Origin of the sequence: Nonomuraea sp. CA-143628 (assembly GCF_050942315.1) — a bacterium.
In the GTDB taxonomy this organism is placed as follows: domain Bacteria; phylum Actinomycetota; class Actinomycetes; order Streptosporangiales; family Streptosporangiaceae; genus Nonomuraea.
Window position 1 is genome coordinate 11,166,219 of sequence record NZ_CP192072.1, and the last position, 26,786, is coordinate 11,193,004.

The following is a 26,786-nucleotide window of genomic DNA, read 5'->3' on the forward strand; positions in this document are numbered from 1 at the left end:
AACGAGAGTCATGGTCAGAAGTCGTTGTCGATGAGCGCGAAGATCTCTTCATCGGTCGCGGAGTCGATCTTCTCCGCCGCGCCGTTCATGCCGTCGGGATCGGCTCCGAGCCTGGTCAGGGCACTCTGCAGAATCGGGATGAGCTTGCCGCGGATGCGCTCGGCGTCGCCGTTGGCGCGGGCGAGTATCGAGTCGACGCGTTCCAGCGCGCCGCGCAGCGTGTCCTCCGCCGAGGGGGCCGCCGGGGCGAGCTTCTTGAACAGGTAGCCGGCCAGCGCGGTGACGGTCGGGTGGTCGAAGACCAGGGTCGCGGGCAGCCGCAGCCCCGTTTCGGCGTTGAGCCGGTTGCGCAGCTCGACGGCGGTCAGCGAGTCGAAGCCGAGCGTGTTGAACGCGCTGCCGACGTCGACCGCGTCCACGCTGTCGTGCGCGAGTACGGCGGCGACGTGCGCGCGGATGACATCGGTGATCAGCCTGCGGGCGTCGGTCTCGGACAGGCTGGGCAGCCGGGCCGCCAGCCCGGGATCGCCCGCGTGCTGCCCGGATCCGGTACGGCGCGGCGCGCGCACCAGTCCGCGCAGCAGGGGCGGCAGGTCACCCGCCGCGGCCCTGGCCCGTAGCCCGGGACCGTCCCAGCCGGAGGCGACGACGAGGGTGTCGTCACCGCCGAGCGCCGCGTCGAACAGTTCCAGCCCCTCCGCCACACTCAGCGGCGCGACGCCCGCGCGGGCCAGGCGGGCGGTGTCGGCCGCCGTCAGCGCACCGGTCATGCCGGAGCCGGTGTCCCACAGCCCCCAGGCCATGGACACCGCGGGCAGGCCCAGCCCGCGCCGATGCGCGGCCAGCACGTCGAGGAACGCGTTCGCGGCGGCGTAGTTGCCCTGCCCGGCATTGCCCAGCACGCCCGCCAGCGACGAGAACACCACGAACGAGGTCAGCGGCAGGCCACGGGTCAGCTCGTGCAGGTGCCACGCCGCGTCCGCCTTCGGCGCGAACACCGCCTCCAGCTTCCGCTCCGACAGCCCCTCCAGGGTGGCGTCGTCCAGGACTCCGGCGGTGTGCACCACGCCGGTCAGCGGCCGGTCCTCGGGGATCGAGGCCAGCAGTACGGCCAGAGCGTCACGGTCGGACACGTCGCAGGCGGTCACCTTGACCCGCGCCCCGAGGTCTTCCAGGCTCGACACCAACTCGCCCGCCCCCGGCGCCTCGGGGCCGCGCCGCGAGACCAGCAGCAGGTCTCGGACCCCGTGCCGCTCCACCAGCCGCCGCACGACCAGAGCGCCGAGCCCACCGGTCCCGCCGGTCACCAGCACTGTGCCCGTGCCGTGGGCCGTGTCCGTGCCATGGGTGGACGATGCGGCCGGGCGGCGGGTCAGGCGGGGCGCCAGCGGCACTCCGTCGCGTATCGCCAGCTGCGGCTCACCGGCGTCGATCGCCGCCGCCACCAGGTCCCAGTCCGTGGCGCCCTCTTCCGCGTCCACCAGCGCGAACCGCCCTGGCTGCTCGGCCTGCGCCGACCGGACGAGACCCCAGACGGCCCCGGCGGCCACGGCCGCGGCGTCGACACGGTCCGTGGCCAGGACTCCCTGGGTGACGAACACAAGCCGGGCCCGCGCGTCGGCCGGCCAGCTCCGCAGCAGATCCAGCACCCGGCCGAACAACTCCCGCGCCCCGGCGGTCACGCTCGTGGCGGCAACCGAGCAGCGCACCGCGACGAAGTCCGCCTCCGAGAGGTCATCCTCATCCAGCCAGACCCAGCGCGAGCCACCGTCCTTCGGTGAAGCGCCGCCGGGCTCCACGGGCACCTTCACCCAGTCGAGCCCCTGCGGGACCGCCCCCGTCGAGGCCGACGGCTCGACCGGTACCGCCCTGGCCCGCAGCGACTCGATCGACAGCACCGCCCGGCCCGAGACGTCGGCCGCCTCCACCACGGCGTCGTCACCCGCCCACGCCAGCCGTACCCGCAACACCGAGGCCCCCGGCACACCCAGCCGTACTCCCCGGAACACGAACGGCAGCCGCAGCTCCCCGGAGCCGGAGCCGGAGCCCGCGAGCAGCAACGGGTGGAACGCCGCGTCGAGCACCGCCGGGTGCATCCCGTACCCGTCGAGCTCCACCCCATCGGGCGCCACGACCTCGGCGAACAGCTCCTCGTCACGCCGCCACACCGCCCGCACGCCCTGGAACGCCGGACCGTACTCGTAACCGGAGTCCGCCAGCCGCTCGTACCCGCCGTCGACGTTCACCGGCGACCCGCCTTCGGGCGGCCAGGCCGTGGCCCAGCCATGCTCTCCAGCGGAAACGGACGTTTCGAGGAGCGTGCCCGACGCATGACGTACCCACTCGGAGTCCGGCAGGGCGGAGAAGACGGTCAGCGCACGCCGCCCGGCGGCGTCGGACGGGCTCACCGTGATCTGCAGCCCGACCTCACCTGTCGCGGGCAGGACCAGCGGCGCCTCAAGCGTGAGCTCCTCCAGCAGGTCGCAACCCGCGACCGCGGCCCCCTCCAGCGCCAGCTCGACGAACGCGGCCCCGGGCAGCAGTACGCTCCCGGAGACCGAGTGGTCGGCGAGCCACGGCAGCGTGGTCGCCGACAGCCGGCCGGTGAGTAGGTACCCGTCGTCGGCCACCGGGACGACGGCGGTCAGCAGCGGATGCCGCGAGCCGCCGATCCCCGCGCCCCCCGCCTGCCGCGCGTGCCGCTCGGCGGTCTTGAGCCAGTACGTACGCCGATCGAAGGCATAGGTAGGCACGTCCACCTGCCGGTACGGCACGTCGGCCAGCACCGCCCGCCAGTCGACCTCGGCCCCGAGCACCCACGCCTGGGCCAGCGCGGCCAGGAACCGGCGCCAGTCACCGGCACCACGGCGCAGCGACCCGCAGACCCCGGCGGTAATGCCCGCTTCATGGCATATGTCCTCGATGTCGCCACCCAGCACAGGATGCGGGCTGACCTCGACGAACAGCGGCGTCCCGAAGGACTCGAACGCCCCGATGGACTCGCGGAAGAGGACCGGGTTGCGCAGGTTGTCGTACCAGTAGGCGGCGTCCAGCCCGGTCGGCTCGACGAAGGTGCCGGCCATGGACGAGCAGAAGGCCACGTCCGTCGCCTGCGGCGCGATCCCGGCCAGCGTGGCGAGCAATTCCTCGCGCAGCACTTCCATGTGCGGGGTGTGCGAGGCGTAGTCGACGGCGATCCTGCGCACGCGGACCGTCTCGCCCCACTCCGCCGCGAACTCGTCGAGCGCGTCCACGTCTCCTGCCACGACCGTGGCGGCGGGCCCGCTGTGCACGGCTGTCCACAGGCGGTCCGCCCACGGCTCCAGCCGGACCTCTTCGGCGGGCAGCGCCACGGCGAGCATCCCGCCCGTGGCGGCCGGCCCGCGCACCACGGCCTGGCTGCGCAGCGCCACGATCCTGGCCGCGTCGTCGAGCGTCAGCGCCCCGGCGACACAGGCCGCCGCGATCTCCCCCTGCGAGTGCCCCACCACCGCCGCCGGATCCACACCCAGCGACCGCCACACCTCCGCCAGCGACACCATCACCGCGAACAACACCGGCTGAATGACCTCAGAGCCCACCAACTCACCCGCACGCAGGGCTTCCACAACAGACCAGCCCGTGTACGGGGCGAGCGCGGTGTCACACCGGCTCATCCGCTCGCGGAACACCTCACTGGACTCCAGGAGATCAACCGCCATGCCCGTCCACTGCGAGCCCTGACCGGGGAACACGAACACCGGCCGCACATCCGCCGGCGCCGCACCACTGCTCACCGCCACGTGCGACTCACCCGCCGCCAACGCCGCCAAGCCCGCCACCAGCTCATCCCGGTCCGCGGCCACAACGACCGCCCGGTGCGCGAACCGCGCCCGCCGAGCGAGTACGGCTCCCGCGACGGCCAGATCCTCATCTGCCGCGGTGGCCGCGTACGTCCGCAAACGGCCCGCCTGCGCATGTAGCGACATTTCCGTCTTGGCGGACAACACCCACACCAGCGGGCCGGCCACCGTCACAGGTTCGGGCACCACCTCCGGCGCCTGCTCCAAGATCACATGAGCGTTGGTGCCACTGATGCCGAACCCCGAGACCGCGGCCCGCATCGGCCGCTCCGAGACCGGCCAGGCCACAGCCTCCGTCAGCAGTTCCACGGCCCCGGCCGACCAGTCCGCGTGCGGCGTCGGCTCGTCCACGTGCAGGGTGGCCGGCAGGGTCCGGTGCTCCAGCGCCTTCACCATCTTGATCACCCCGGCGACCCCGGCGGCGGCCTGGGTGTGGCCGATGTTCGACTTCACCGAGCCGAGCCGCAGCGGGCGGTCCGCCGGCCGGTCCTGCCCGTAGGCGGCGATGATCGACTCGGCCTCGATCGGGTCGCCGAGCCGGGTGCCGGTGCCGTGGGCCTCCACGGCGTCCACGTCGCGGGGTTCGAGCCGGGCGTCGGCCAGCGCCTGCCGGTACACCTCCCGCTGCGCCGGACCGCTCGGCGCCGTCAGGCCGTTGCTGGCGCCGTCCTGGTTGACGGCCGAACCGCGGATCACCGCGAGGATCCGGCGGCCGTCGCGCTGCGCGTCCGACAGCCGTTCCAGCAGGATCACCCCCGCGCCCTCGGCCCAGGCGGCGCCGTCGGCGGCGGCCGAGAACGCCTTGCACCGGCCGTCGGGCGACAGGGCCTGCTGCCGCGAGAACTCCACGAACGGGTCCGGCGCCGCCATCACCGTCACGCCGCCGGCCAGCGCCAGCGCGCATTCGCCGCGCCTCAGGGCCTGGACCGCCAGGTGCACGGTGACCAGTGAGGACGAGCACGCGGTGTCCAGGGTGACGGCCGGGCCCTCCAGCCCGAAGGTGTACGCCACCCGGCCCGACAGGACGCTCGGCGTGCTGGAGGTGAGCAGCGTACCCTCGACGGACTCGGGGATGGCTCCGAGGTAGCGGTCGGCGTAGTACTCGTACATGGTCCCCGCGTAGACCCCGGTCCTGCTGCCGCGCAGCGCGTCCGGGTCGAAACCGGCCCGCTCGAACGCCTCCCAGCTCACCTCCAGGAACAACCGGTGCTGCGGGTCCGTGGCCAGCGCGCCGCGCGGGCTCATGCCGAAGAAGGGCGCGTCGAAGTCGCCGGCGTCGTACAAGAAACCGCCGTGCCGCGTGTACGACTTGCCGAAGGCGTCGGGGGCCGGGTCGTACAGGCCGTCGAGGTCCCAGCCGCGATCGGCGGGGAACTCACCGATCGCGTCCACGCCCGAGGACACCACCTCCCACAGATCCTCGGGCCCGGCCACGCCGCCGGGGTAACGGCAGGCCATCCCGATGATCGCGATGGGCTCGTGGCGACGGTCTTCGATCTCGGCGAGGCGGCGGCGTGTCTGGGTAAGTTCGACGGTCACGCGCTTGAGGTAGTCGCGCAGCTTGTCCTCGGTCGACATCTGTCGCCTTTCGCAGGTACCGGTGATCTAGAGTGCGTTGTCGATCAGTGCGAAGATCTCTTCGTCGGAGGCGGAGTCGATCTTCTCCACCACGCCGTCCCCGTCGTTCGGACCGGCGCCGAGCCTGGTCAGGGCGCTCTGCAGGATCGTGACGAGCTTGCCGCGGATGGCCTCGGCGTCGCCGTTGGCGCTCGTGAGCATGGTCTCGACGCGTTCGAGCGCGCCGCGCAGCGTGTCCTCGGGTGACGGGGCGGCGGGGGCGAGGGTCTTGTAGAGGTGTTCGGCCAGCGCCGTGACCGTGGGGTGGTCGAAGACCAGGGTCGCGGGCAGCCGCAGCCCGGTGTCGGAGTTGAGCCGGTTGCGCAGCTCGACGGCGGTCAGCGAGTCGAAGCCCAGCTCGTTGAAGGCCCGGTCCACGTCGACGGCGTCCGCGCTGCCGTGCGCCAGGACGGCGGCCACGTGCCCGCGTACCAGGTCGGTGACCTGCCGCCGGGCGTTGGCCTCGGTCAGACCGGCCAGCCGCTCCGTCAGCGCGCCCGCTCCGCCCGCCCCACTCGGCGCGGCGCCGACCGTCCTGCGCGGCGCGCGGACCAGGCCGCGCAGCATCGACGGCAGGTCACCCGCCTCGGCCCTGGCCCTGAGCCCGGCCGCCTCCCACCTGGTCGCGACGACCAGCGGCTCGGACGCGTCGAGCGCGCCGTCGAACAGCTCCAGCCCCTGCTCGACGCTCAGCGGCGCGATGCCGGAGCGGGCCAGCCTGGCCGTGTCGGCCGCCGAGAGCGTGCCGCCCATGCCCGAGCCGGTGTCCCACAGACCCCAGGCCACGGACACGGCGGGCAGGCCGAGCCCGCGCCGGTGCGCCGCCAAGGCGTCCAGGAACACGTTCGCCGACGCGTAGCCGGCCTGCCCGGCGTTGCCCAGCACGCCCGCCAGCGACGAGAACAGCACGAACGAGGTCAGCGGGACGTCCCTGGTCAGCTCGTGCAGGTGCCACGCCGCGTCCGCCTTGGGGGCGAACACCGCCTCCAGCTTCCGCTCCGACAGCCCCTCGACCGTCGCGTCGTCGAGCACGCCCGCGGTGTGTACGACGCCGGTCAGCGGGCGGTCCTCGGGGATCGAGGCCAGCAGTACGGCCAGAGCGTCGCGATCGGACACGTCGCAGGCGGCCACGGCGACCCGCGCCCCGAGGCCCGTCAGGGTCGACACCAACTCAGCGGTTCCCGGCGCCTCGGGCCCTCGCCGCGACACCAGCAGCAGGTCCGTCACGCTGTGCCGCTCTACCAACCGCCGCGCGACCAGCGCACCGAGACCGCCCGTCCCCCCGGTCACCAGCACGGTCCCTCGGGAGAGACCCGTCCCCGAGGAGAGACCCTCGTCCTGGGAGAGTCCCGTGTCCTGGGAGGGACCCGTCCCATGGGAGCGGGACGTGTCGTGGGAGAGACCTGAGTCCTGGGACCGACCCGTGGCTTGGGCAGCGGCGCCGGTCTCCCTGCGCGCCAGGCGCGGGACGAGCACCTTCCCCTCGCGTACGGCCAGCTGCGACTCACCCGCCGCGACGGCGGCGGCCACCAGCTTCCAGGCGGAGAAGCCCGGCTCCACGTCCGCCAGCACGAACCGGTCCGGATGCTCGGCCTGCGCCGACCGCACCAGCCCCCAAGCCGCCGCGGCCACCACACTCCCGGCCCCGCCACCGGCGGGGTCGAAGACGCCATGGGTCGCGAACACCAGCCTGCTGCCGGCGAACCGCTCCTCGGTCACGCACTGCCGCACCAGCCCGAGCACCCGCCCGGTCAGCTCGCGCACCGCGACGGGCACCGGCGCTCCGGGAGCCGCCGCGAGGGAGACGACCACGACGTCCGGCACCGGCTCCCCGCCAAGCTGGGCGCGCCCGGCATCATCCCTGTCGTTCCCGGCACCGGCCCCGACCTCCCCGGCACCGAACCCGTCGAGATCCGGGTACGCGTCCAGCCCCGGTACCGGCTCCCCGGCCGAGACCCACCGGGCGCCGTCGTTGACCGGCTCGACCGTGACCTCGGTCCAGTCGACGCCGTGCGGCACGGGGTCCGTGCGGCTGCCGGTCGTACCGGACAGCGCCGCCGCCGGGACCGTACGGACCCGCAGCGACTCCATCGAGAAGACCGGACGGCCCGCGGCGTCGGCGGCCTCGATGGCCGGGCCGGACCGCGACAGGCGAAGCCGGAGCGCCCTGGCCCCGGCGGCGGGCAGCCGCACGCCGCGGAACTCGAACGGCAGCCGCAGCTCGTCACTCGGGTCGGCGATCAGCATCGGGTGGAACATCGCGTCGAAGAGCGCGGGGTGCAGGCCGAACCCGGCCACGTCCACGTCGTCGGCCAGCGCGACCTCGGCGAACAGCTCCTCGCCCTGGCGCCACACCGCACGTACGCCCTGGAAGGCGGGCCCGTAGTCGTAGCCCGCGTCGGCCAGCCGCTCGTAGGCGCCCTCGACCGCGACCGGCGAGGCGCCCGCGGGCGGCCAGGAGGTCGCCCAGGCGAGAACGCCCGCCCCAGGGGCGGTGTCCGCACCGAGCACGCCCGACGCGTGGCAGGTCCACGCGGCCTCCGGCTCACCCGCCCGCCGCGAGTAGATCGCCACCGGCCGGAAGCGGCCGCCTTGGGAGCCGCCACCTCGGGAATCGCCGCGCTGGGCATCGCCCTCCGAGCCGCCCTGGGAGCCGTCCTCGGGCCGCCCCACGACGACCTGTACCGCCACCCCGCCCCGCTCGGGCAGCACCAGCGGCGCCTCGAACATCAGCTCCTCGACCAGGTCGCACCCGAGCTGACCACCCGCCTCCAGCACCAGGTCCACGAGCGCGGCACCGGGCAGCACGGCCGCGCCGAGCATCACGTGATCGGCCAACCAGGACGCGTCGGCCAACGACAGCCGCCCGGTCAGCACCATCGCCCCGTCGTCGGCCACGTCGACCGCCGCCCCCAGCAGCGGGTGGCCGACCTGACGCAGCCCGGCCGACGAGACGTCGGCGGCGCGCGCGGGCGGGGCGAGCCAGTACCGCTCCCGGTCGAACGCGTACGTCGGAAGGTCCACCCGCGCCCCACCGCCGAACAGCGCGGACCAGCCGACCGCCACCCCCGCCACGCACGCCCGCGCCAGGCAGCCGATCAGCGCGTCGGCCTCAGGGAGCCGCTTGCCGTGCAGGGCGAGGATCGGGGTATCCGCCTCGGTGACGCACTCATGCGCCATGGCCGAGAGCACCGCGGCCGGGCCGACCTCCAGGTACGTGTCCACGCCGTCCGCTTCGAGCCGGCCGATCGTGGCCTGGAACATGACGGCCCGCCGGATCTGCTCCACCCAGTAGCCGGGCTCGGCCCAGGAGCCGTCAGGGAGGTTGGGGGCGTACGGGATGCGCGGCTCGTGGAACTCCACGCCCGCCAGCTCGGTGGCGAAGTCCGTCAGCATGGGCTCCATCAGCGGCGAGTGGAAGGCGTGGCTGACCGCCAGCCGCCTGGTCCGGCGGCCGAGCTCGCGCCAGTGCTCGGCGACCGCCAGGCACGGCTCCTCCGCGCCGGAGACGACCACGCCGGCCGGTCCGTTGACGGCGGCGACGGACACCAGGTGTTCCTGTCCGGCCAGCGTCGGCGCCACCTCCTCGGGGGTCGCCTCGATCGCGACCATCGCGCCGGGCGTGTCCAGCTCCTGCATCAGGCGGGCGCGCGCGGTGATGAGCCGGGCGGCGTCGGCCAGGGACCAGACCCCGGCGACGTACGCGGCCGCGTATTCGCCCACCGAGTGCCCGGCGACGTGGTCGGGCGTCACGCCGAGCGCCGCGAGCAGCCGGAAGGCGGCCACCTCGAAGGCGAACAGCGCCGGTTGGGTGTAGCGGGTCTCGTTCAGCAGGTCGGCCTCGGGGGTGCCGGGCTCGGCCCACACGATCTCGCGCAGCGGCCGGTCCAGGTGCTCGTCGAGCTCCGCCCACACCTCGGCGAGCGCTTCGGCGAAGACCGGCGACGCGGCGGCCAGCTCACGGCCCATGCCGATCCGCTGCCCGCCCTGGCCGGTGAACAGGTAGGCGAGCTTGGGCTTCTCCCGGGCGGTGCCCTCGACCACCTCGGCCACCGGGTGGCCGGCCAGGAAGTCGCCGAGCCGGGCGGCCAGGGCGTCCCGGTCCTCGCCGACCACGACGACACGGTGCTCGAACAGCGACCTGCCGGTGACCAGCGACCGAGCCACATCCGCCGCTTCAGGGGCGTCGGCCGAGGTGACGAGCTCGTGCAGCCGGGATGCCTGCGCGCGCAGCGACCGGCCGCCGCGGGCGCTGATCACCCAGGCGAGCGGGCCGTTGACGACGGGCGGGTCCTGGTCGGTACGCGGGCTCTCCTCGGCCTCCTCGATGACGAGGTGCGCGTTCGTACCGCTGATGCCGAAGGACGAGACGCCGAACCGGCGCGGATGCTCGCCGCGTACCCACTCCCTGGCCTCGGTCAGCAGCTCCACGCCGCCGGCCGACCAGTCGACGTGTGGGGTCGGCTCGTCCACGTGCAGGGTGGGCGGCAGCACGCCGTGCCGCATCGCCATCACCATCTTGATCACCCCGGCGACGCCGGCGGCGGCCTGGGTGTGGCCGATGTTCGACTTGACCGAGCCGAGCCAGAGCGGGCGGTCGGCCGCGCGGTTGCGGCCGTACGTGGACAGCAGCGCCTGGGCCTCGATGGGGTCGCCCAGCCGGGTGCCGGTGCCGTGCGCCTCGACGGCGTCGACGTCCCGCGTGTCGAGCCGGGCGTCGGCCAGGGCCTGCTGGACGACGCGTTCCTGGGAGGGGCCGTTCGGGGCGGTGAGGCCGTTGCTGGCGCCGTCCTGGTTGACGGCCGAGCCGCGGATCAGCGCGAGGATCCGGCGGCCGTTGCGCCGCGCGTCCGACAGCCGCTCCAGCACGAGCACGCCGGCGCCCTCCGACCAGGCGGCGCCGTCCGCAGAAGAGGAGAACGACTTGCACCGGCCGTCCGGCGACAGTGCGCGCTGCCGCGAGAACTCGATGAACGGGTCCGCCGTGGCCATCACGGTCACACCGCCCGCCAGGGCCAGCGCGCACTCGCCGCGCCGCAGCGCCTGAACCGCCAGGTGCATCGCGACCAGCGACGACGAGCAGGCCGTGTCGACCGAGATCGCCGGGCCCTCCAGCCCGAAGGTGTACGAGACCCGTCCGGACAGCACGCTGGAGGCGCTGGAGACCATCAAGACGCCCTCGACCGACTCCGGCACGGCACCGCCGGTGTAGCGCAGGGAGTAGTCGTTGTACATGTTGCCCGCGTACACGCCCGTCTGGGTGCCGCGCAGCGTGGCCGGGTCGATCCCCGCCCGCTCGAACGCCTCCCAGCAGGTCTGCAGGAACAACCGGTGCTGCGGGTCGGTGGCCAGCGCGCCACGCGGGCTCATCCCGAAGAAGGGCGCGTCGAAGTCGCCGGCGTCGGGCAGGAAGCCGCCTTGCCGGGTGTACGACTTGCCGAGGGCCTCCGGGTCGGGGTCATAGAGGTCCTCGTCCCAGCCCCGGTCGGTGGGGAGGTCACCTATCGCGTCCATACCGGAGGCCACCAGCTCCCACAGGTCCTCGGGCCCCGCCACCCCGCCGGGGAACCGGCACCCCATCCCGACGATCGCTATGGGCTCATGGCGACGGTCTTCCACCCCGGTGAGGCGCTGCCGAGTCTCCGTGAGCTCGACGGTCACCCTCTTCAGGTAATTGCGCAGCTGTTCCTCAGTCGCCATGGTCGGGCCTTTCCAGAGAGGACCTCAGAGGAGACGTCATTGTTTGGTCGTCGATCAACGCGAAGATCTCCTCGTCCGAGGCGGAATCGATCTTCTCCGCGGCGCCGTTGGACCCGGCGCCGAACCTGGTCATCAGCCCGGCACCGAACCTGGTGACGGCGCTCTGCGCGATGGCGACGAGCTTGCCGCGGATTGCCTCGGCGTCGCCGTGCGCGCTGGTCAGCATCGACTCGACCCGCTCGACCGCGCCGCGCAGCGTGTCCTCGGGCGACGGCGCGGCGGGGGCGAGGGTACGGAACAGGTACTCGGCCAGCGCCGTGACCGTGGGGTGGTCGAAGACCAGGGTCGCGGGCAGCCGGAGCCCGGTGTCGCTGTTCAGCCGGTTGCGCAGCTCCACCGCGGTCAGCGAGTCGAAGCCGAGCTCGTTGAAGGCCCGGTCCATGTCCACGTTGACCGCGCTGCCATGCGCCAGGACGGCCGCGACGTGCGAGCGGACCATGTCCGCCAGGTGGACGCGGGCCTCGGCCTCCGCCATCTTCGCCAGGCGCTCGGCCATGCCGGCCGCTCCCGCCCGCGTGGAGGCGCTCGTGGCGTTCGCGGCGGCGGCCGTCCGGCGGGCCGTACGGACCAGGCCGCGCAGTACGGGCGGCAGCTCGCCCGCCTCGGCCCTGGCGCGCAGCCCGGCGGTGTCCCACCTGGCGGCGACGACCAGCTCGGCCGGGGCGGTGATCGCGCTGTCGAAGAGCTCCAGCCCCTGCTCGGCGGTCAGCGGCGCGATGCCCGACCGGGCCAGCCTGGCCGTGTCGGCCGCCGACAGCGCTCCGGTCATGCCGCTGTCCGCGGTCTCCCACAGGCCCCAGGCCACCGACACGGAGGGCAGGCCGAGGCCGCGCCGGTGCGCCGCGAGCACGTCGAGGAACACGTTGGCGGCGGCGTAGTTGGCCTGGCCGGAGTTGCCGATCACGCCCGCCACGGAGGAGAACGTCACCAGCGGGACCTCCGGGACCAGCTCGTGCAGGTACCAGGCGGCGTCGGACTTCGGAGCGAACACCGAGTCCAGCCGCTGCGCCGACAGCCCTTCCACCGTGGCGTCGTCGAGGACGCCCGCCGCGTGCACCACGGCCACCAGCGGCCGCTCGGCCGGGACCTCGGACAGGAGTGCGGCGAGCGAGTCGCGGTCCGACACGTCGCACGCCGCGACGGTGACCCGCGCGCCGAGCGCCTCCAGCCGGGCCACCAGGTCGCCGCTCGCCTCGGGGCCGCGGCGGGAGGCCAGCAGGAGATCCTTGGCGCCGTGCCGCTCCACCAGGCGGTGCGCCACCAGCGCGCCGAGACTGCCGGTGCCACCCGTCACCAGGACGGTGCCCGTACCGGCGTCGAACAGCTCAGGGGCGTCGGCCGTACGACGGATCAGGCGCGGGACGAGGACCTTCCCATCCCGTGCGACCAGCTGTGACTCGCCCGCCGCGACCGCCGCCGCCACCAGACCCCAGTCGACGGTGGCCGCGTCGACGTCCACCAGCACGAACCGCCCGGGATGCTCAGCCTGCGCCGACCGCACCAGCCCCCACACCGGCCCGGCCACCACGCCCGCCACGTCCGCTCCCTCGGGCCGGAACACACCCTTGGTCACGAACACCATCCGGCACCCGGCGAACCGCTCGTCCCCCACCCAGCCCTGCACCAGGTCGAGCGCCTGGTAGATGCCGTCGCGCACGCCGTAGGGCACGTCGTCGGCGTCGGCCTCGGGCAGGTACGGCACCAGGACGGTGCTCGGCATCTCCCCGACGGTCATCTCGGTCAGGGACGCGAGGTCGTAGTAGCGCGGGGCGTCCACGGCCGCGCCGATCTCGTCGGCGAACTCGTCGTAGCCCACCACGGCCCAGCGCTGCTCGGCCGGGTCCATCGCGGACACCGCCAGGTCGATCCAGTCGAGCGTGTACGAGGCCGCGTCGGACGGGCCGCGCGTGACGGCCCCGTGCCTCGGCACCGGGCGCAGCGTCAGCGCGTCCACCCCGGCGATGCGGTCGCCCGCGCTGTCATGGATGTCGAGCGAGACCCGGTCGCCGTCCCCGGCCGCGATCCGTACCCGCAGCACCTCGGCGCCGAGCGCGGACACCCGCACCCCGCTCCACGCGAACGGCAGCAGCAACGCCCCGCTGTCCTCGGCCGACTCCAGCACCAGGAGGTGAAGCGCCGCGTCCAGCAGCGCCGGGTGGAGCGTGAACAGGCCCGCGTCCGTGCGGATCGGCTCCGGCAGCGCCACCTCGACGTACGCGTCGCCGTCCACGCGCCAGGCCGCGCGCAGCCCCTGGAAGGCGGGACCGTACTCGTAGCCGCGCTCCGCGAGCCGCTCGTACGCGTCGTCCAGGTCGATCTCGACGCCGTCCACGGGCGGCCAGTCGGCTAGCCGCTCGCCGGCCACGACCGCGCCCGTGGCCAGGGTGCCGCTGGCGTGGCGGGTCCATCGGGCCTCGTCGTCGTCCGCCGTCCTGCCGTACACGGTGAGGTCGCGGCGGCCCTCGGCGTCGGCGCCGCCGACCGCGAGCTGCACCTGGACCGCGCCTGTCTCGGGCAGCGTCAGCGGCGCCTCCAGCGTCAGGTCCTCGATCTCGTCGCACCCGGCCGTCGCGGCGGCCTCCAGGGCCAGCTCGACGAACGCGGTGCCAGGCAGCAGTACGCCGCCGTCCACGGCGTGGTCGGCCAGCCACGGCAGCGCGCCACGCGACAACCGCCCGGTGAGCAGGAACCCGTCGTGGCCCGCCACGGGCACGACCGCGTCGAGCATCGGGTGTCGCGGCCCACCGGCCCGTGGGCTCTCGTTGATCCAGTACCTGGTGTGCTCGAAGGGGTAGGTCGGCAGGTCCACGTGATGGCGTGGGGGGTTCGGTACGAGTCCGGCCTGAGTAGCGGCGGCCTGATCGACGGCCGCCCAGTCCACCTCGGCGCCCGACACGTACGCCTGGGCCACCGCCAGCAGCAGGCGCCGCCGGCCGCCGTCGTCGCGGCGGAGCGTCCCGGTGGCGCCGCCGGGGGCGCCGGTGGCCGCCAGGGTGTCCTGGATGTGGCCGGTCAGCACCGGATGCGGGCTGGCCTCGATGAACAGCGAGGCGCCGTCTCCGGCGACCGCCCTGATCGCCTGCTCGAAACGTACGGGATTGCGAAGGCTGCGGAACCAGTAGTCGGCGTCCAGCCCGGTCGGCTCGACGAAGTCGGCGGCCATGGACGAGCAGAAGGCCACGTCGGTCGGCCGCGGCGCGACCTCGGCCAGGCTGGCGAGCAGTTCGTCGCGGAGCACCTCGACGTGCGGGGTGTGCGAGGCGTAGTCGATGCCGATCTTCCGCACGCGGACCGTCTCGCCGCACGCCGCCGCGAACTCGTCCAGCGCGTCCAGTTCCCCGGCGACCACCGTACTGGCCGGCCCGCTCCGCACCGCCACCCACAGGCGATCGGCCCACGGCTCCAGCCGGACCTCATCGGCGGGCAGCGCGACGGCGAGCATGCCGCCGGTGCCGCCCAGCTTGACGAGCGCCTGGCTGCGGAGCACGACCACCTTCGCCGCGTCGTCGAGCGTCAGCGCCCCGGCGACACAGGCCGCCGCGATCTCACCCTGCGAGTGCCCCACGACCGCCGCCGGGTCCACACCCAGCGACCGCCAGACCTCCGCCAGCGACACCATCACCGCGAACAGCACCGGCTGGATGACCTCCGAGCCCACCAGCTCGCCCGCGCGCAGGGCTTCCACGGCGGACCAACCGGTGTAGGGAGCGAGCGCGGCGTCGCAGCGGGTCATCCACTCGCTGAACACCTCATTGGAGTCCAGGAGATCGACCGCCATGCCCGTCCACTGCGAACCCTGTCCGGGGAAGACGAACACCGGCCGGATGTCCGGCAGCGCCGTGCCGCTGGTCACCGCCGCATGCGACTCACCGGCGGCCAACGCCGCCAGGGCCGCCACCAGTTCGTCCCGGTCCGCGGCCACCACCACCGCGCGGTGCGCGAACCGGGCCCGGCGGGCCAGCAGGTGTCCGGCGGCGGCCAGGTCGTCTTGGGGTGCGTCGGTGGCGTAGTCGCGCAGGCGCGCGGCGTGGGCTTCGAGCGCGGCCGCCGACTTCGCGGACACCGCCCACACCAACGGCGCCTCGGCGGTCTCGGCTTCCGCACGCGCCGTCTCAGGGGCCGCGTACGCCGACTCAGGTTCCGCACGCCCGGTCTTGGGAGCCGCGGACCCCGTCTCGGGGACCGTGTGCGCCGTCTCGGGGGCCTGCTCCAGGATCAGGTGGGCATTCGTGCCGCTGATGCCGAAGCTGGAGACCGCGGCCCGAGTCGGCCGGTCGTCGGGCAGTTCGACAGGCTCGGTGAGGAGTCGTACCGCGCCGCCGCTCCAGTCCACGTGCGGCGTGGGCTCGTCGGCGTGCAGGGTGCGCGGCAGCGTCCCGTGCCGCATCGCCATCACCATCTTGATGACGCCGCCGACTCCGGCCGCGGCCTGTGTGTGGCCGATGTTCGACTTGAGGGAGCCGAGCCAGACGGGCCGTCCAGGATCGCGGTCCGCGCCGTACGCGGCGATGATCGACTCTGCCTCGATCGGGTCGCCGAGCCGGGTACCGGTGCCGTGCGCCTCCACCGCGTCGACCTCGGCGGCGGCGAGCCCGGCGTCGGCCAGCGCCTGCCGGATCACTTCCTGCTGAGCCTGGCCATTCGGTGCGGTGAGGCCGTTGCTGGCGCCGTCCTGGTTCACCGCGCCGCCACGGATCACGGCGAGCACCGGGTGCCCCAGGCGACGCGCGTCGGACAGCCGCTCCAGCAGCAGCATCCCGGCACCCTCGCCCCAGCCCGTGCCGTCCGCGCCCGCCGCGAACGCCTTGCACCGGCCGTCGGCAGCCAGCCCCGACTGGCGACTGAACTCGACGAAGATCCCCGGGCTGGACATCACGGTCGCGCCGCCGGCCAGGGCCAGCGAGCATTCGCCGCGCCGCAGCGCCTGCATCGCCAGGAAGATCGCCACCAGCGACGACGAGCAGGCCGTGTCGGCGGTGATGGCGGGTCCGCGCAGGCCCAGCGCGTACGCGATCCGCCCGGACGCGACGCTGAGCGCGGTGCCCGTCAGCAGGTGCCCGTCCACCGTCCCCGTGGCCTGGTGCAGCCGGGGGCCGTAGTCGGAGGCCATGGCGCCCACGAACACGCCGGTGGCCGAGCCGCGCAGCCCCGCCGGGTCGAGCCCGGCCCGCTCGACGGCCTCCCAGCTGACCTCCATCAGCAGCCGCTGCTGGGGGTCCATGGCGGTGGCCTCACGCGGGCTGATACCGAAGAACGCGGCGTCGAACCGGTCGGCGTCGTGCAGGAACCCGCCGTACCTGGTGTCGCTGGTGCCCGACCTGTCGGGACCGGCCGCGAACAACGCGTCCAGGTCCCAGCCTCGGTTGACGGGGAACTCGGTGATCGCGTCGGTGCCGGTGCTGACGAGCCGCCACAGCTCCTCGGGCGAGTCGGCCCCACCGGGATACCGGCACCCCATGGCCACGATGGCGATCGCGTCGGGGTCGCCGTTGAGGCCGCCGTCGGTATCCCCGACGAAATCGTCTGCGGACGCGTCGTCGAGGAGCCTGGGCGTGGCGGGGTCGCTCTGGTGGTTGGCGGTCGACGCTGCGGATCCGCCGTCGTCGAGAAGCGTCCGCAGGTGGGCGATCAGCAGATCGGGGGTCGGGTGGTCGAACAGCAGGCTGGTCGGCAGCCGGAGCCCGGTCGCGCTCCGCAGCCGGTGCCTGAGGTCCTCCGCCGTGGCCGATTCGAGCCCGAGGTCCTTGAACGTCCTGCCCGGCTCCACACCGGCCGCGTCCTCGTACCCGAGCAGCCCGGCCAGGAGGGTCAGCACCAGCTCACGCACCTCACGCCGCGAAAGCCCACCGCCTGCGGGGACCGTCTGCTCCGTCGAGCGCCGGGCGTCTCTGGGGAGGGTCTGCGCCGTGGAGCGCCGGGCGTCTCCGCCAACCGTCCGCGCCGTGGAGCGCCGGGCGTCTCCGCCGACCGTCCGCGCCGTGGGGCGCCGGGCGGCGGCGGGGAGTGACGGCCAGTGGCGTTCGCGCTGGAACGCATACGTCGGCAGCTCCACCAACTCCGCCCCCGCCACCGGATCGGGTCCGGTCCAGTCGACCTCGGCCCCTCGCGTGTACGCCTCGGCGAGCGAGCGCCGGAACCGCGTCAGCCCGCCCTCACCCCGCCGCAGCGTCCCGATGACCGCGGCCTCACGGTCCGCCTCCTCGGTCGTCTCCTCGATCCCGGCCCCCAGCACCGGGTGCGGGCTGCACTCCACGAACAGGCCGCCCTGGTGGTCGAGCGCCCGCCGGGTCGCCTGCGCGAACCTGACCGGCTGCCGGAGGCTGCGGTACCAGTAGCCGGCGTCGAGTTCGGCCGTGTCGATCGGCTCGCCGGTGAGCGTCGAGATGAACAGCGTCCCCGCGCTCACCGGCCGTACGGGTGCCAGCGCCGCCAGCACCTCGTCGCGGATCTCCTCGACCTCGGCCGAGTGCGAGGCGTAGTCGACCGGGATGATCCTGGTGCGGTACCCGTCGTCGGTGAGCCGTCTCCCCAGGTCGTCGAGCGCCTCAAGCCGCCCGGAGACGACCACGGATCGGGGCCCGTTGTAGGCGGCGATGGACACGTCCCCCGTCAGCGAGCGGATCGCCGACTCGACCACGTCCAGCGGGGCGGCGATCGACATCATCCCGCCGCGCCCGGCGATCCCGGCGATGGCGCGGCTGCGCAGGGCCACGACCCTGGCGGCGTCGGGCATCGACAGCGCGCCGACGACGGTGGCGGCCGCGATCTCGCCCTGCGAGTGGCCGATCACCATCTCGGGTTCGACGCCGTACGAACGCCACAGGCCGGCGAGCGACACCATGACGGCCCACAGCGCGGGCTGCACCACGTCGACCCGGTCGAGACCGGGCGCGCCCGGCGCCCCACGCAGCACGTCGAGCAGCGCGTAGTCGACGAACGGTTCGAGCGCCCCCGCGCACGCCTCGGCATGTGCCGCGAACACCGGCGAACCGGCGAGCAGGTCACGAGCCATCTCCGGCCACTGCGACCCCTGCCCCGGGAAGACGAACACCCGGCGACCACCGGTCACGGACCCGGCAACCACAGACCCGGTCACCACGGACTCGTCCAGCCGCCCGGCCGCCAGAGCCGCCAACCCCGCCTGCCGGTCGGCGCCCAGAAGCACCGCTCGGTGCTCGAACACGGCCCGGCTCCGCAACAACGCCAGCGCCACGGCCCCAGCCTCGACATCGGCGGGGCCAACGGGCGGGCCGACGTGGGCGAGCAGGCGCTCGGCCTGGGCGCCGAGCGCTCGGGCTGAACGCGCCGACAGCACCCAAGGCGTGTCCTCGCTCACCGACCGAACCCCGTACCCGCTCCGCGGCGCCTCCCCGAGCACCAGGTGGCAGTTCGTGCCGCCCATGCCGAACGAGCTGACGCCCGCGATGAGCGGCCGGTCGGCGCGCGGCCACGGGCGGGTGTCGCGTACGACCTCCAACCCCAGCTCGTCCAGCGGGATGTCCGGGTTGGCCGTCTCGAAGTTCAGGCTGGGCGGCAGTTCGCGCTGCTCCAGGCTCAGTACGACCTTGACCAGGCCCGCGATCCCGGCGGCGCCTTCGAGGTGGCCGATGTTGGTCTTCACCGACCCGACCAGCAGCGGAGACTCGTCATCCGCGTGGTCGGGGCCGTAGGCGGCGCCGAGGGCGGCGGCCTCGATCGGGTCGCCGACCTTCGTGCCGGTGCCGTGCAGCTCGACGTACTGGACGTCGCCCGGCTCGACGCCGGCGCGTTCGCAGGCCAGCCGGATGACCTCCTCCTGCGCCCGCCGGCTCGGCACGGTGAGTCCGTCGCCGCCGCCGTCGTTGTTGACGGCGCCGCCGAGGATCACGCATCGGATCGGGTCGCCGTCGGCGAGCGCCGCGGACAGCGGCTTGAGTACGACGAGCGCCCCGCCCTCTCCGCGAACGTAGCCGTTGGCCCGGCCGTCGAAGACGTAGCAGCGGCCGTCCGGCGACAGCGCGCCGAAGTCGCCGATGGCGGCGGTGGTCTCGGCCAGCAGGTTGAGGTTCACGCCGCCCGCGAGCGCCAGCCCGGTCTCGCCGCGCCGCAGGCTCTCGCAGGCCATCTGTACGGCCAGCAGCGACGAGGACTGCCCGGCGTCCAGCGTCAGGCTGGGCCCGCGCAGGCCGAGGAAGTAGGAGACGCGGTTGGCGATCATCGCCCGGTTCGCCCCGGTGTAGGCGTGTCGCCCGAGGCCACCCACCCGATCCTGCAACGCCGCGTAGTCGTTGGAGATCGCCCCCAAGAACACCCCGGCGCCGCTCCCGCTCAGCCGGCCCGGCACCAAGCGAGCGCTCTCCAGCGCCTCCCAGGCCAGCTCCAGCACGAGCCGCTGCTGGGGGTCCATGGCGGCGGCCTCGTTCGGGGAGATCCCGAAGAAGGCGGCGTCGAAGCGGTCCACGTCGGAGAGGAAGCCACCACGCCGGTAAGCCGCGGCCGACTCGTCCGGCCACCGGCCCTCGGGCACGGCCGTCACGGCGTCCACGCCATCGCGCAGCAATTGCCAGAACCGTCCGGGATCGGCGGCCTGAGGAAGCCGGCAGGAAACACCGACCACGGCGACAGGCTCCACGGCGGACGAAACGCGACCGGTCCGCGACCGGCCGGTTTCCCCGGCCGTCATGCCGTTTGGCTGAATCGACTCACCAACCATCAATGCGCCACCTCAAGCTTCGGGCATCACCAACAAGACAGTGCCGGTTTCCATAAAGACGATCGCTTTGAATAGTTGTTGTGACCCTAATCGCCGCGTCCTTTCCGGACCACGGTCGCGGACTGGCACATTGTTTCCGGCAGAAGCTGCCAGCGCGGGCGCGTTGACATAGGTGTATGCGGCTCAGATCCTGTGTAGGACAGGTAGCTACATTGGCCTGAGAGTTCTGCCGAGCCGAAATGGATAAAGCCATTTACAGGGGCCCGGTACGTGCGCGGTGGAGGGCCGTCGGCGGGGCCACTGTCAGCGGTCCGCAACAGCTCACGAGGAGACCACATGCCCGTCGACGCCCCCCTGAGCAACGGCCAGCTATGGAGCTGGCGAGAAGTGGAGCGCTACCCCGAGGACTGGATGCGGGACGCCAACCTGCCGACGACCTGGGACCTGCGCGGCCTCCCCCTGGACCGGGTCACGACGGCGTTGCGGCGCCTCGTCGACCGGCACGAATGCCTGCGCACCACCTACCACGTACGAGACGGGCAGCCCGTGCAGCGCGTCCACCGGACGGTGACGCCGCCGGTCGAGCACGTGGACCGCGCGGTCACCGACCGGGGCGACCCGGAGCGTACGAAGGAGCAGCTGGCCACGATCCCGTTCCCGATGACCGACGCGCTGCCCTGGCGCGGCCTGCTCGTCACGACCGACGGGGCCCCGATCTTCCTCGCGCTGTCGTTCTCCCACCTGATCGTGGACGTGTGGTCGATCCATCATCTGCAGGACCAGTTCCGCGCCCTGGTGGTCGACCCGGACGCTCACGCGCCGATGGGTCCCACCCTGCGCGAGCTGGCCCAGCGGCAGCGCGACGAGTCTTGGCGCGGCCAGCAGGAGAGCTCCGAACGCTACTGGCGGCGCGTGCTCACCGATGGCCTGATGGACGAGCTGCCCACGCTCCCCGCCCGCGCCGAGCGGAACCGGATCGAGGCCACGCTGCACTCACGCCGCCTGAGCGGGCTCGCCGCCGAGGCCGCCAAGCGCCACGGCGTGACACCGCCCGCGATACTGATGGCCTTCATCGCCGCCGGCCTGGCCCGGCACACCGACACCGACCGGGTCACGATGAGCCTGATGGCCTCCAATCGGTTCGCCGAGGAGCACCAGCACGTCGTCGGCACCATGAACCAGCTCATCCCGGTCAGCGCCACCGTCGATCCGGGCGCCACGCTGGCCGAGCACGTCAAGCGCTGGCATTGGGCGAGCGCGCGCACGTACCGCTATTCCTGCTACGACTTCGACCGCGTCGCCGCGCTGGCCGCCGACGCGGCCACGCACAGCGGGCAGGAGCCGGGGCACGACTGCTGGTTCAACCACCTGTTCCGCAGCTGGTTCAACTACATGCAGATCGACCGCGCCCCGCTGAACCCCGCCGATCCGACCCCCGCCGAGCTGGTCTGGACGCCCTTGGCGCAGCAGTACGGCCAGGCGTTCCGGGTGCGGGTGGCGGTTCAGGGCGGTCTCACCAGCGTGATGCTGCTCGCGGATCCGACGATCATCCCGCCCGAGGCCGCGACCGACATCCTGCGGGCGATGGCGCTCGGCGTACAGCTCGCGGCGACCGACCCGGAAACGTGCCTGAAGGACCTGTGGAGCGCCAGGAGCGAGGGCCTGCCGCCGTCGCTGTTCCCCTCTGAGGTACCGGCGCCGCCGCACTAGACGTCCGTGGGCCGGCCCGACAAGCCCCCGCCGCGCCGGCCCACGGATCCCACCGGACCAGCACCTCAAACCACGGACCCCGCCCGACCAGCACCTCAAAGCGCTCGCCAAAAGGCCCGCAGTGACAACTGCGGGCCTGCCGTCATCCCGGGCTCAGACCAGCACCTCGACCGGCGCCGGGTGGCTCAGGAACGCGGTGGGGCTCGCCGTCAGCCCGTACGCACCGGCCTGGAACAGCACGATCAGATCCCCCACCCCCACCTTGGGCAGCGAGACGTCGTCCCCCAGCAGGTCGAGCGGGGTGCACAGGCAGCCGACCACCGTCACGGTCTCCTCGGGCAGGTCGTCCATCCGGTTCGCCACCGCGAGCGGGTAGTTGCGCCTGATCACCTGGCCGAAGTTGCCCGAGGCCGCGAGCTGGTGGTGCAGGCCGCCGTCCACGACGACGAACACCTTGCCGCGCGACTCCTTGCGGTCCACCACGCGTGTGACGTACACGCCGGCCTCGCCGACCAGATAGCGCCCCAGCTCGACGACGAGCCGCGCCTCCGGCAGCCGGGGCCGGACCAGCCCGTCGACCAGCCGCGCCAGGTTGTCGCCGATCGGCCCGAGGTCGAGCGGCCGGTCGCGCAGCGCGTACGGGATGCCGAAGCCGCCGCCGATGTTGACGTAGCGCACGGGCCCGGGCGCCGCGTCCGCGAAGCCGAGAATCAGCTCGACGGTACGGCGCTGCGCCTCGCAGATGTTGTCGACCCGCAGGTTCTGCGACCCGGCGAACACGTGGAAGCCCTGGAAGTCGAGGTCGTCGCCGGTCAGCCCGGCCAGGACCGCGGGGATCCGCTCCGCGTCGATGCCGAACTGCTGCGGCCCGCCGCCCAGCCTCATACCGGACCCGCGGATCGCGAAGTCGGGGTTGACGCGGAGCGCGACCCGCGCGGGAACGCCCACGGCGGCACTCGCCGACCGGACCCGTTCCACCTCCAGCTCGGACTCCAGCTCGACGGTGACGCCGGCGGCGACCGCCTGCGTCAGCTCGGCCATGGACTTGCCAGGCCCGGCGAAGCTGATCCGTGAGGCGGGCGCCGGGGTGTCGAGGGCGTGCCGCATCTCCTGCGCGGAGGCCACGTCGAAGCCGTCGACCAGGCCGCTCATGTGCTGGAGCAGGGCGGGCATCGGATTGGCCTTGACCGCGTAGCTGAGCTCGACGTCCTCGGGCAGGGCGGCGCGTACCAACGCCACCCGCCGGTTGACGAGCTCCCGGTCATAGGCGAAGAACGGCGTGCTCCCCACCCGGGCGGCCAGCCGCTCCACAGGGATACCGCCCACGGTGAGCTGGCTGTCGTGCCTGCCGTACCAGCCGCTCGGGATGGCGGTCACCAGGTCACCGACCTGCGCAGCTCCGTACGGTCGAACTTGCCGTTGCCCGATCTCGGCAGCCGGTCGCGCACCACCACCCGGCGCGGGACCATGTAGCGCGGCAGGTCGCGTTCGAGCGCCTTGACCAGCGTCTCGGTGTCGCACGACGCGCCGCCCGGCCCGCTGACGACGAGCACGACCTGCTGGCCGAGCGTGTCGTCGGCGACGCCGAACGCCACCGCCTCGCCCACCAGCCCGGTGGCGTAGGCCGCCTCCTCGATCTCGCTGGGGCTGACCCGGTATCCGGAAGTCTTGATCATCTCGTCGGTACGTCCCACGAAGTAGATGAATCCCTCGTCGTCGCGGTAGGCGACGTCGCCCGACCAGACCGCGAGCTCGCTCCCCCACGGGCTGCCGCCCGGTGGATAGGGGCGGAACCGTTCGGCGGTGCGTTCGGGGTCGTTCCAGTAGCCGAGCGCCACGAGCGCGCCACGGTGCACGATCTCCCCCTTCTCGCCGGGCTCGCACACGCCGCCGTCCGGGCGTACGACGAGGATCTCCGCGTTGGGAATCGCCTTCCCGATCGAGTCGGGCCGGCGGTCGACCTGCTCGGGGTCGAGGTAGGTAGAGCGGAAGGCCTCCGTCAGCCCGTACATGAGGTACGGCCTGGCCTGCGGGAACGTCGCCCGCAGCGAGTCCAGCGCGGGCTTGGGCAGGCGCCCGCCGGTGTTGGCGAAGTAGCGCAGGCGACGGGTGGCGGCCTCGGGCCAGGTCTGCGCGGCGAGCTGCAGCCACAGCGGCGGTACGCAGGTCAGCCCGGTGACGCCGTGCCGCGCGCACAGGCGGACGACCGCGCCGGGCACCAGGTAGTTCATCAGGACGACGTGCGCGCCCGCGATGAAGGAGGTGGTGAGCTGGCTGAAGCCGGTGTCGAAGCTCAGGGGGAGCACGCCGAGCACCACGTCGTCGCGGGTGTGGCCGAGGTAGTGGGCGACGCTTTGGGCGCCGGCGAGCAGGTTGCGGTGCGACAGGACGACACCCTTGGGGTTGCCGGTGCTGCCCGAGGTGTAGAGGATCGCCGCCACGTCGGCGTCGATCACCCCCTCAGAGGGCGGTACCTCGTCGTCGGAGGCGCACAGCTGGGACCAGGTCGTGATCGGGCGCGGCTCCGGGACGCGCGGCCGGTCGCCGATGAGGATCAGGTGGCGCAGCGACTCCACCTCCTGGAGCCGGGCGCCGACCAGGCGGTGCCGCTCGACCGAGGTGACCACCGCGACCGCCCCGCAGTCGGCCGCCACATAGCCCACCTGCTGCGGCTTGAACAGCGGATTGACCGGGACGAACACCCCGCCGGCCATGGACACGGCGAACATGGCGACGACGGTCTCGATCCGCTTCTCCAGGTAGACGACGACCCGCTCGCCCCGGCGCAGCCCCAGACGGCGCAGGCCGCTCGCGGCGCGGCCGACGCGGCGGGCCAGCTCGCCGTAGCTGAGCGTTTCGTCCTGGTAGGTCACGGCGGGGCGGTCAGGGTCGCCGCACCGCACCACGTCGTCGACTCGCGTCAGCATCGGCGATCCTCACACTCGTAACGGCGCTCGCTCGCCACCGACGGTTCCTTGGGGGTCGATCAGCGCGGACAGGGCCTCCCACAGCGAGCCGACGGTGTCGAACGTCTCCTCGTTGAGGAGGTCGTCGGGCAGCTCGATGTCGTAGCGGTCCTCGATGTCGGCCAGCAACCGCACGACGCCCATCGAGTCGAGCCCGAGGCCCGCCAGCTCGTCGGACGCGGAGAAGTCGCCCGCGTCCGCGTACGGCAAATGCGAGCGCAGAATATTCTGAAACTCGGGTGGTATTTCCAACATAGTCACCGCGCCACCTCAGGCCGAAAGCCGAGCCGCTCCATGCTGTTCGCTCCGAGCTTGGCCGAATGGGCGACGACGCGTCAAGCGTGCCATTCCTGAATCCATTGGCAGGTAATCGCCTTCCGGAGCCGGTCATCGGCACCCGGTTGTCGCACCCCTGATCGGCGCAGATTATGAAGCACATTAACCGGCTACCGGCGCACATGGGGAGGCTGAGTTGTCCGCCGCGAAGAACGCGAATCTGTGCTGGGGCCAGCGTTACATGTGGCTGAAATACCACCGGCTGCCGCCGGGCGAACGGCATGACACGCACATCGTGCTGCGGCTCGCCATCCCGCACGACGTCACGGTGGCGAACTGCCGCGCGGCGATCAACTATCTGACGCGCCGCCACGAGTCGCTGCGGACCACGTACCACCTCGATCCCGGGCCGGAGCCGCGCCAGCAGGTGCACCCGCCGGCCGCGCTGCCGATCCTCCTGGCGACCACCGAACGCGACGGCACCCCCACCCCCGCCGAGATCGTCGAACGGCTCGGCACCACCGACTTCCGCCTCGACGTCGACTGGCCGATCCGCGCCTGCGTCATCACCACGGGCGGCGCTCCCAAGCAGATCGTCCTGGTGCTCAACCATCTGGCCGTGGACGCGTGGACGGTACGGGAGATCAAGCGCGAGCTGACCGTCCAGTGCGCCGGCTTCAGCTCCCGGCGGCCGGCCGCGCTGGAACCGGTCCGCAACCAGCCGTCGGACCTGGCCCGGCACGAGTCGTCGGCCGAGGCCGCCACGGTGGCGGCCCGCTCCCTGGCGTACTGGGGCACGGAGATCGCCCGCCTTCCGGCCGACCCGTTCGCAGGCCGTCGCGCCCCCGACCGCGAGCCGCTGACGCCCGACGGCGAGCCAGTCGCGCGGAGTGCGACCCTGACATCTCCTTCGCTGCTCGACGCCGTGCGGCGGATCGCCGCCGCGGACCAGGTGTGGCCGTCGCTGGTCCACGTGACCGCGTACACCGCCATGATGGCCGCCTACACCGGCCTCGGGACGGTCGCGCACCTGTCGTTCTCCGGCAACCGCGAGCCCGGCCCGTACGCGGGCGTGATGACGTGCATGTTCGCGCCGATGCTGGTGACCGTCGACTGCCATGACGACCCGACGTTCGCGGAGCTGCTGCGCCGGGTGGCCGAGCGTTTCGAGCTCGCCCGGACGCACTCGTCCGTGCCCTACGACCAGGTCGTGGAGCTGGTGTCGCGCGAGGGATCGCGGCGTGGCCAGCTCGTACGTCTCGGGTCAGAGGTCAACTTCATCAAGCAGCGCTCCAGCGAGGCGCGGGCCCGGCGCACCACGTTCGCCTGGAAGACGGTGCCGACGGCCTGGGCGTACGAGGAGATGGACACGTACTTCAGGATCGACGAGTGGCGTGACGCGGTCGTCGTCGGCTTCCACGCCCGGTCCTCGATCATGGGAGCCGGTGACATGGAACGCTTCCTGCGCGGCTACGAGACCGTCCTGCTCGCCGGGGCCGACATCCGGATCAGCGACGTCACGCGCCTCGCCGGCTTCAGCCCACCGGCGACCCACAGCACACCGACGGTCCCGAGCCCGCCCGCCCGCGACGAACCACCCGAGAACGCCCCTGAAGTCCGACCAGCGCTCGCCCCCGATGCGGAGCAGGCGCTCGCCGAGGTCGTCCGGCAGGTGAACGGGCTCGGCGAGGTGGACCTGTCCGACAGCTACACGCTCGCCGGCGGCCGGGCCCTGCGGATCCCCCGGGTCCTGGCCCTGCTGGCGGCCCACGGATGGGCGGGCGCCACCGTCCATCACCTGACCGGCCCCCAGCCACTGCGGGCGCTGGCCCGCGAGCTGACCCCTGAGATCACCCCGGAAGCCGTCATCGAGTCTCCGAGGCCCGTACTCACCCAGCCCTGACCCACCCTGGAGTGGTCCAC

At 73.1% G+C, this 26,786-nt stretch carries 8 protein-coding genes; 2 read left to right on the forward strand and 6 right to left on the reverse strand.

Translation table 11 applies throughout. The features are described 5' to 3' along the window. Positions 1-14 precede the first annotated feature (14 nt). The 3 genes from ACQP2T_RS50555 to ACQP2T_RS50565 are packed head-to-tail and all read right to left on the reverse strand — an operon-like array spanning position 15 to position 19,881. The gene (locus ACQP2T_RS50555) at positions 15-5,420 is read right to left on the reverse strand and encodes an SDR family NAD(P)-dependent oxidoreductase (protein WP_433511946.1); all 5,406 of its coding nucleotides are present in this window, start codon (positions 5,418-5,420) and stop codon (positions 15-17) included. A 27-nt stretch (positions 5,421-5,447) separates the two neighbouring features. Beyond that, on the reverse strand, positions 5,448-11,159 hold the full coding sequence (locus ACQP2T_RS50560; RefSeq protein WP_433511947.1) for a type I polyketide synthase: 5,712 nt from the start codon (positions 11,157-11,159) through the stop codon (positions 5,448-5,450). Then, complete coding sequence (locus ACQP2T_RS50565; RefSeq protein ID WP_433511948.1) at positions 11,149-19,881, reverse strand: SDR family NAD(P)-dependent oxidoreductase; 8,733 nt, start codon at positions 19,879-19,881, stop codon at positions 11,149-11,151. Before ACQP2T_RS50565 ends, ACQP2T_RS50560 begins: the two co-directional genes overlap by 11 nt. A gap of 366 nt (positions 19,882-20,247) precedes the next feature. Between ACQP2T_RS50565 and ACQP2T_RS50570 the strand changes: the two genes are divergently transcribed. After that, positions 20,248-21,621: a condensation domain-containing protein gene (locus ACQP2T_RS50570; protein WP_433511949.1), complete on the forward strand. Its 1,374-nt coding sequence runs from the start codon at positions 20,248-20,250 to the stop codon at positions 21,619-21,621. A gap of 153 nt (positions 21,622-21,774) precedes the next feature. On the opposite strand, the gene ACQP2T_RS50575 is transcribed toward ACQP2T_RS50570, so the two are convergent. The 3 genes from ACQP2T_RS50575 to ACQP2T_RS50585 are packed head-to-tail and all read right to left on the reverse strand — an operon-like array spanning position 21,775 to position 24,797. Continuing rightward, the gene (locus tag ACQP2T_RS50575) at positions 21,775-22,998 is read right to left on the reverse strand and encodes a pyridoxal-dependent decarboxylase, exosortase A system-associated (RefSeq protein WP_433511950.1); all 1,224 of its coding nucleotides are present in this window, start codon (positions 22,996-22,998) and stop codon (positions 21,775-21,777) included. Further along, the gene (locus tag ACQP2T_RS50580) at positions 22,995-24,548 is read right to left on the reverse strand and encodes an acyl-CoA ligase (AMP-forming), exosortase A system-associated (protein WP_433511951.1); all 1,554 of its coding nucleotides are present in this window, start codon (positions 24,546-24,548) and stop codon (positions 22,995-22,997) included. The genes ACQP2T_RS50575 and ACQP2T_RS50580 overlap by 4 nt, the downstream gene beginning before the upstream one ends. Positions 24,549-24,557: 9 nt before the next feature. Continuing rightward, positions 24,558-24,797 (reverse strand): phosphopantetheine-binding protein, encoded by a 240-nt coding sequence (locus ACQP2T_RS50585; RefSeq protein WP_433511952.1) that lies wholly within the window; start codon positions 24,795-24,797, stop codon positions 24,558-24,560. Between the two features lie 262 nt (positions 24,798-25,059). Between ACQP2T_RS50585 and ACQP2T_RS50590 the strand changes: the two genes are divergently transcribed. Then, complete coding sequence (locus tag ACQP2T_RS50590; protein WP_433511953.1) at positions 25,060-26,766, forward strand: condensation domain-containing protein; 1,707 nt, start codon at positions 25,060-25,062, stop codon at positions 26,764-26,766. Positions 26,767-26,786: the final 20 nt, after the last annotated feature.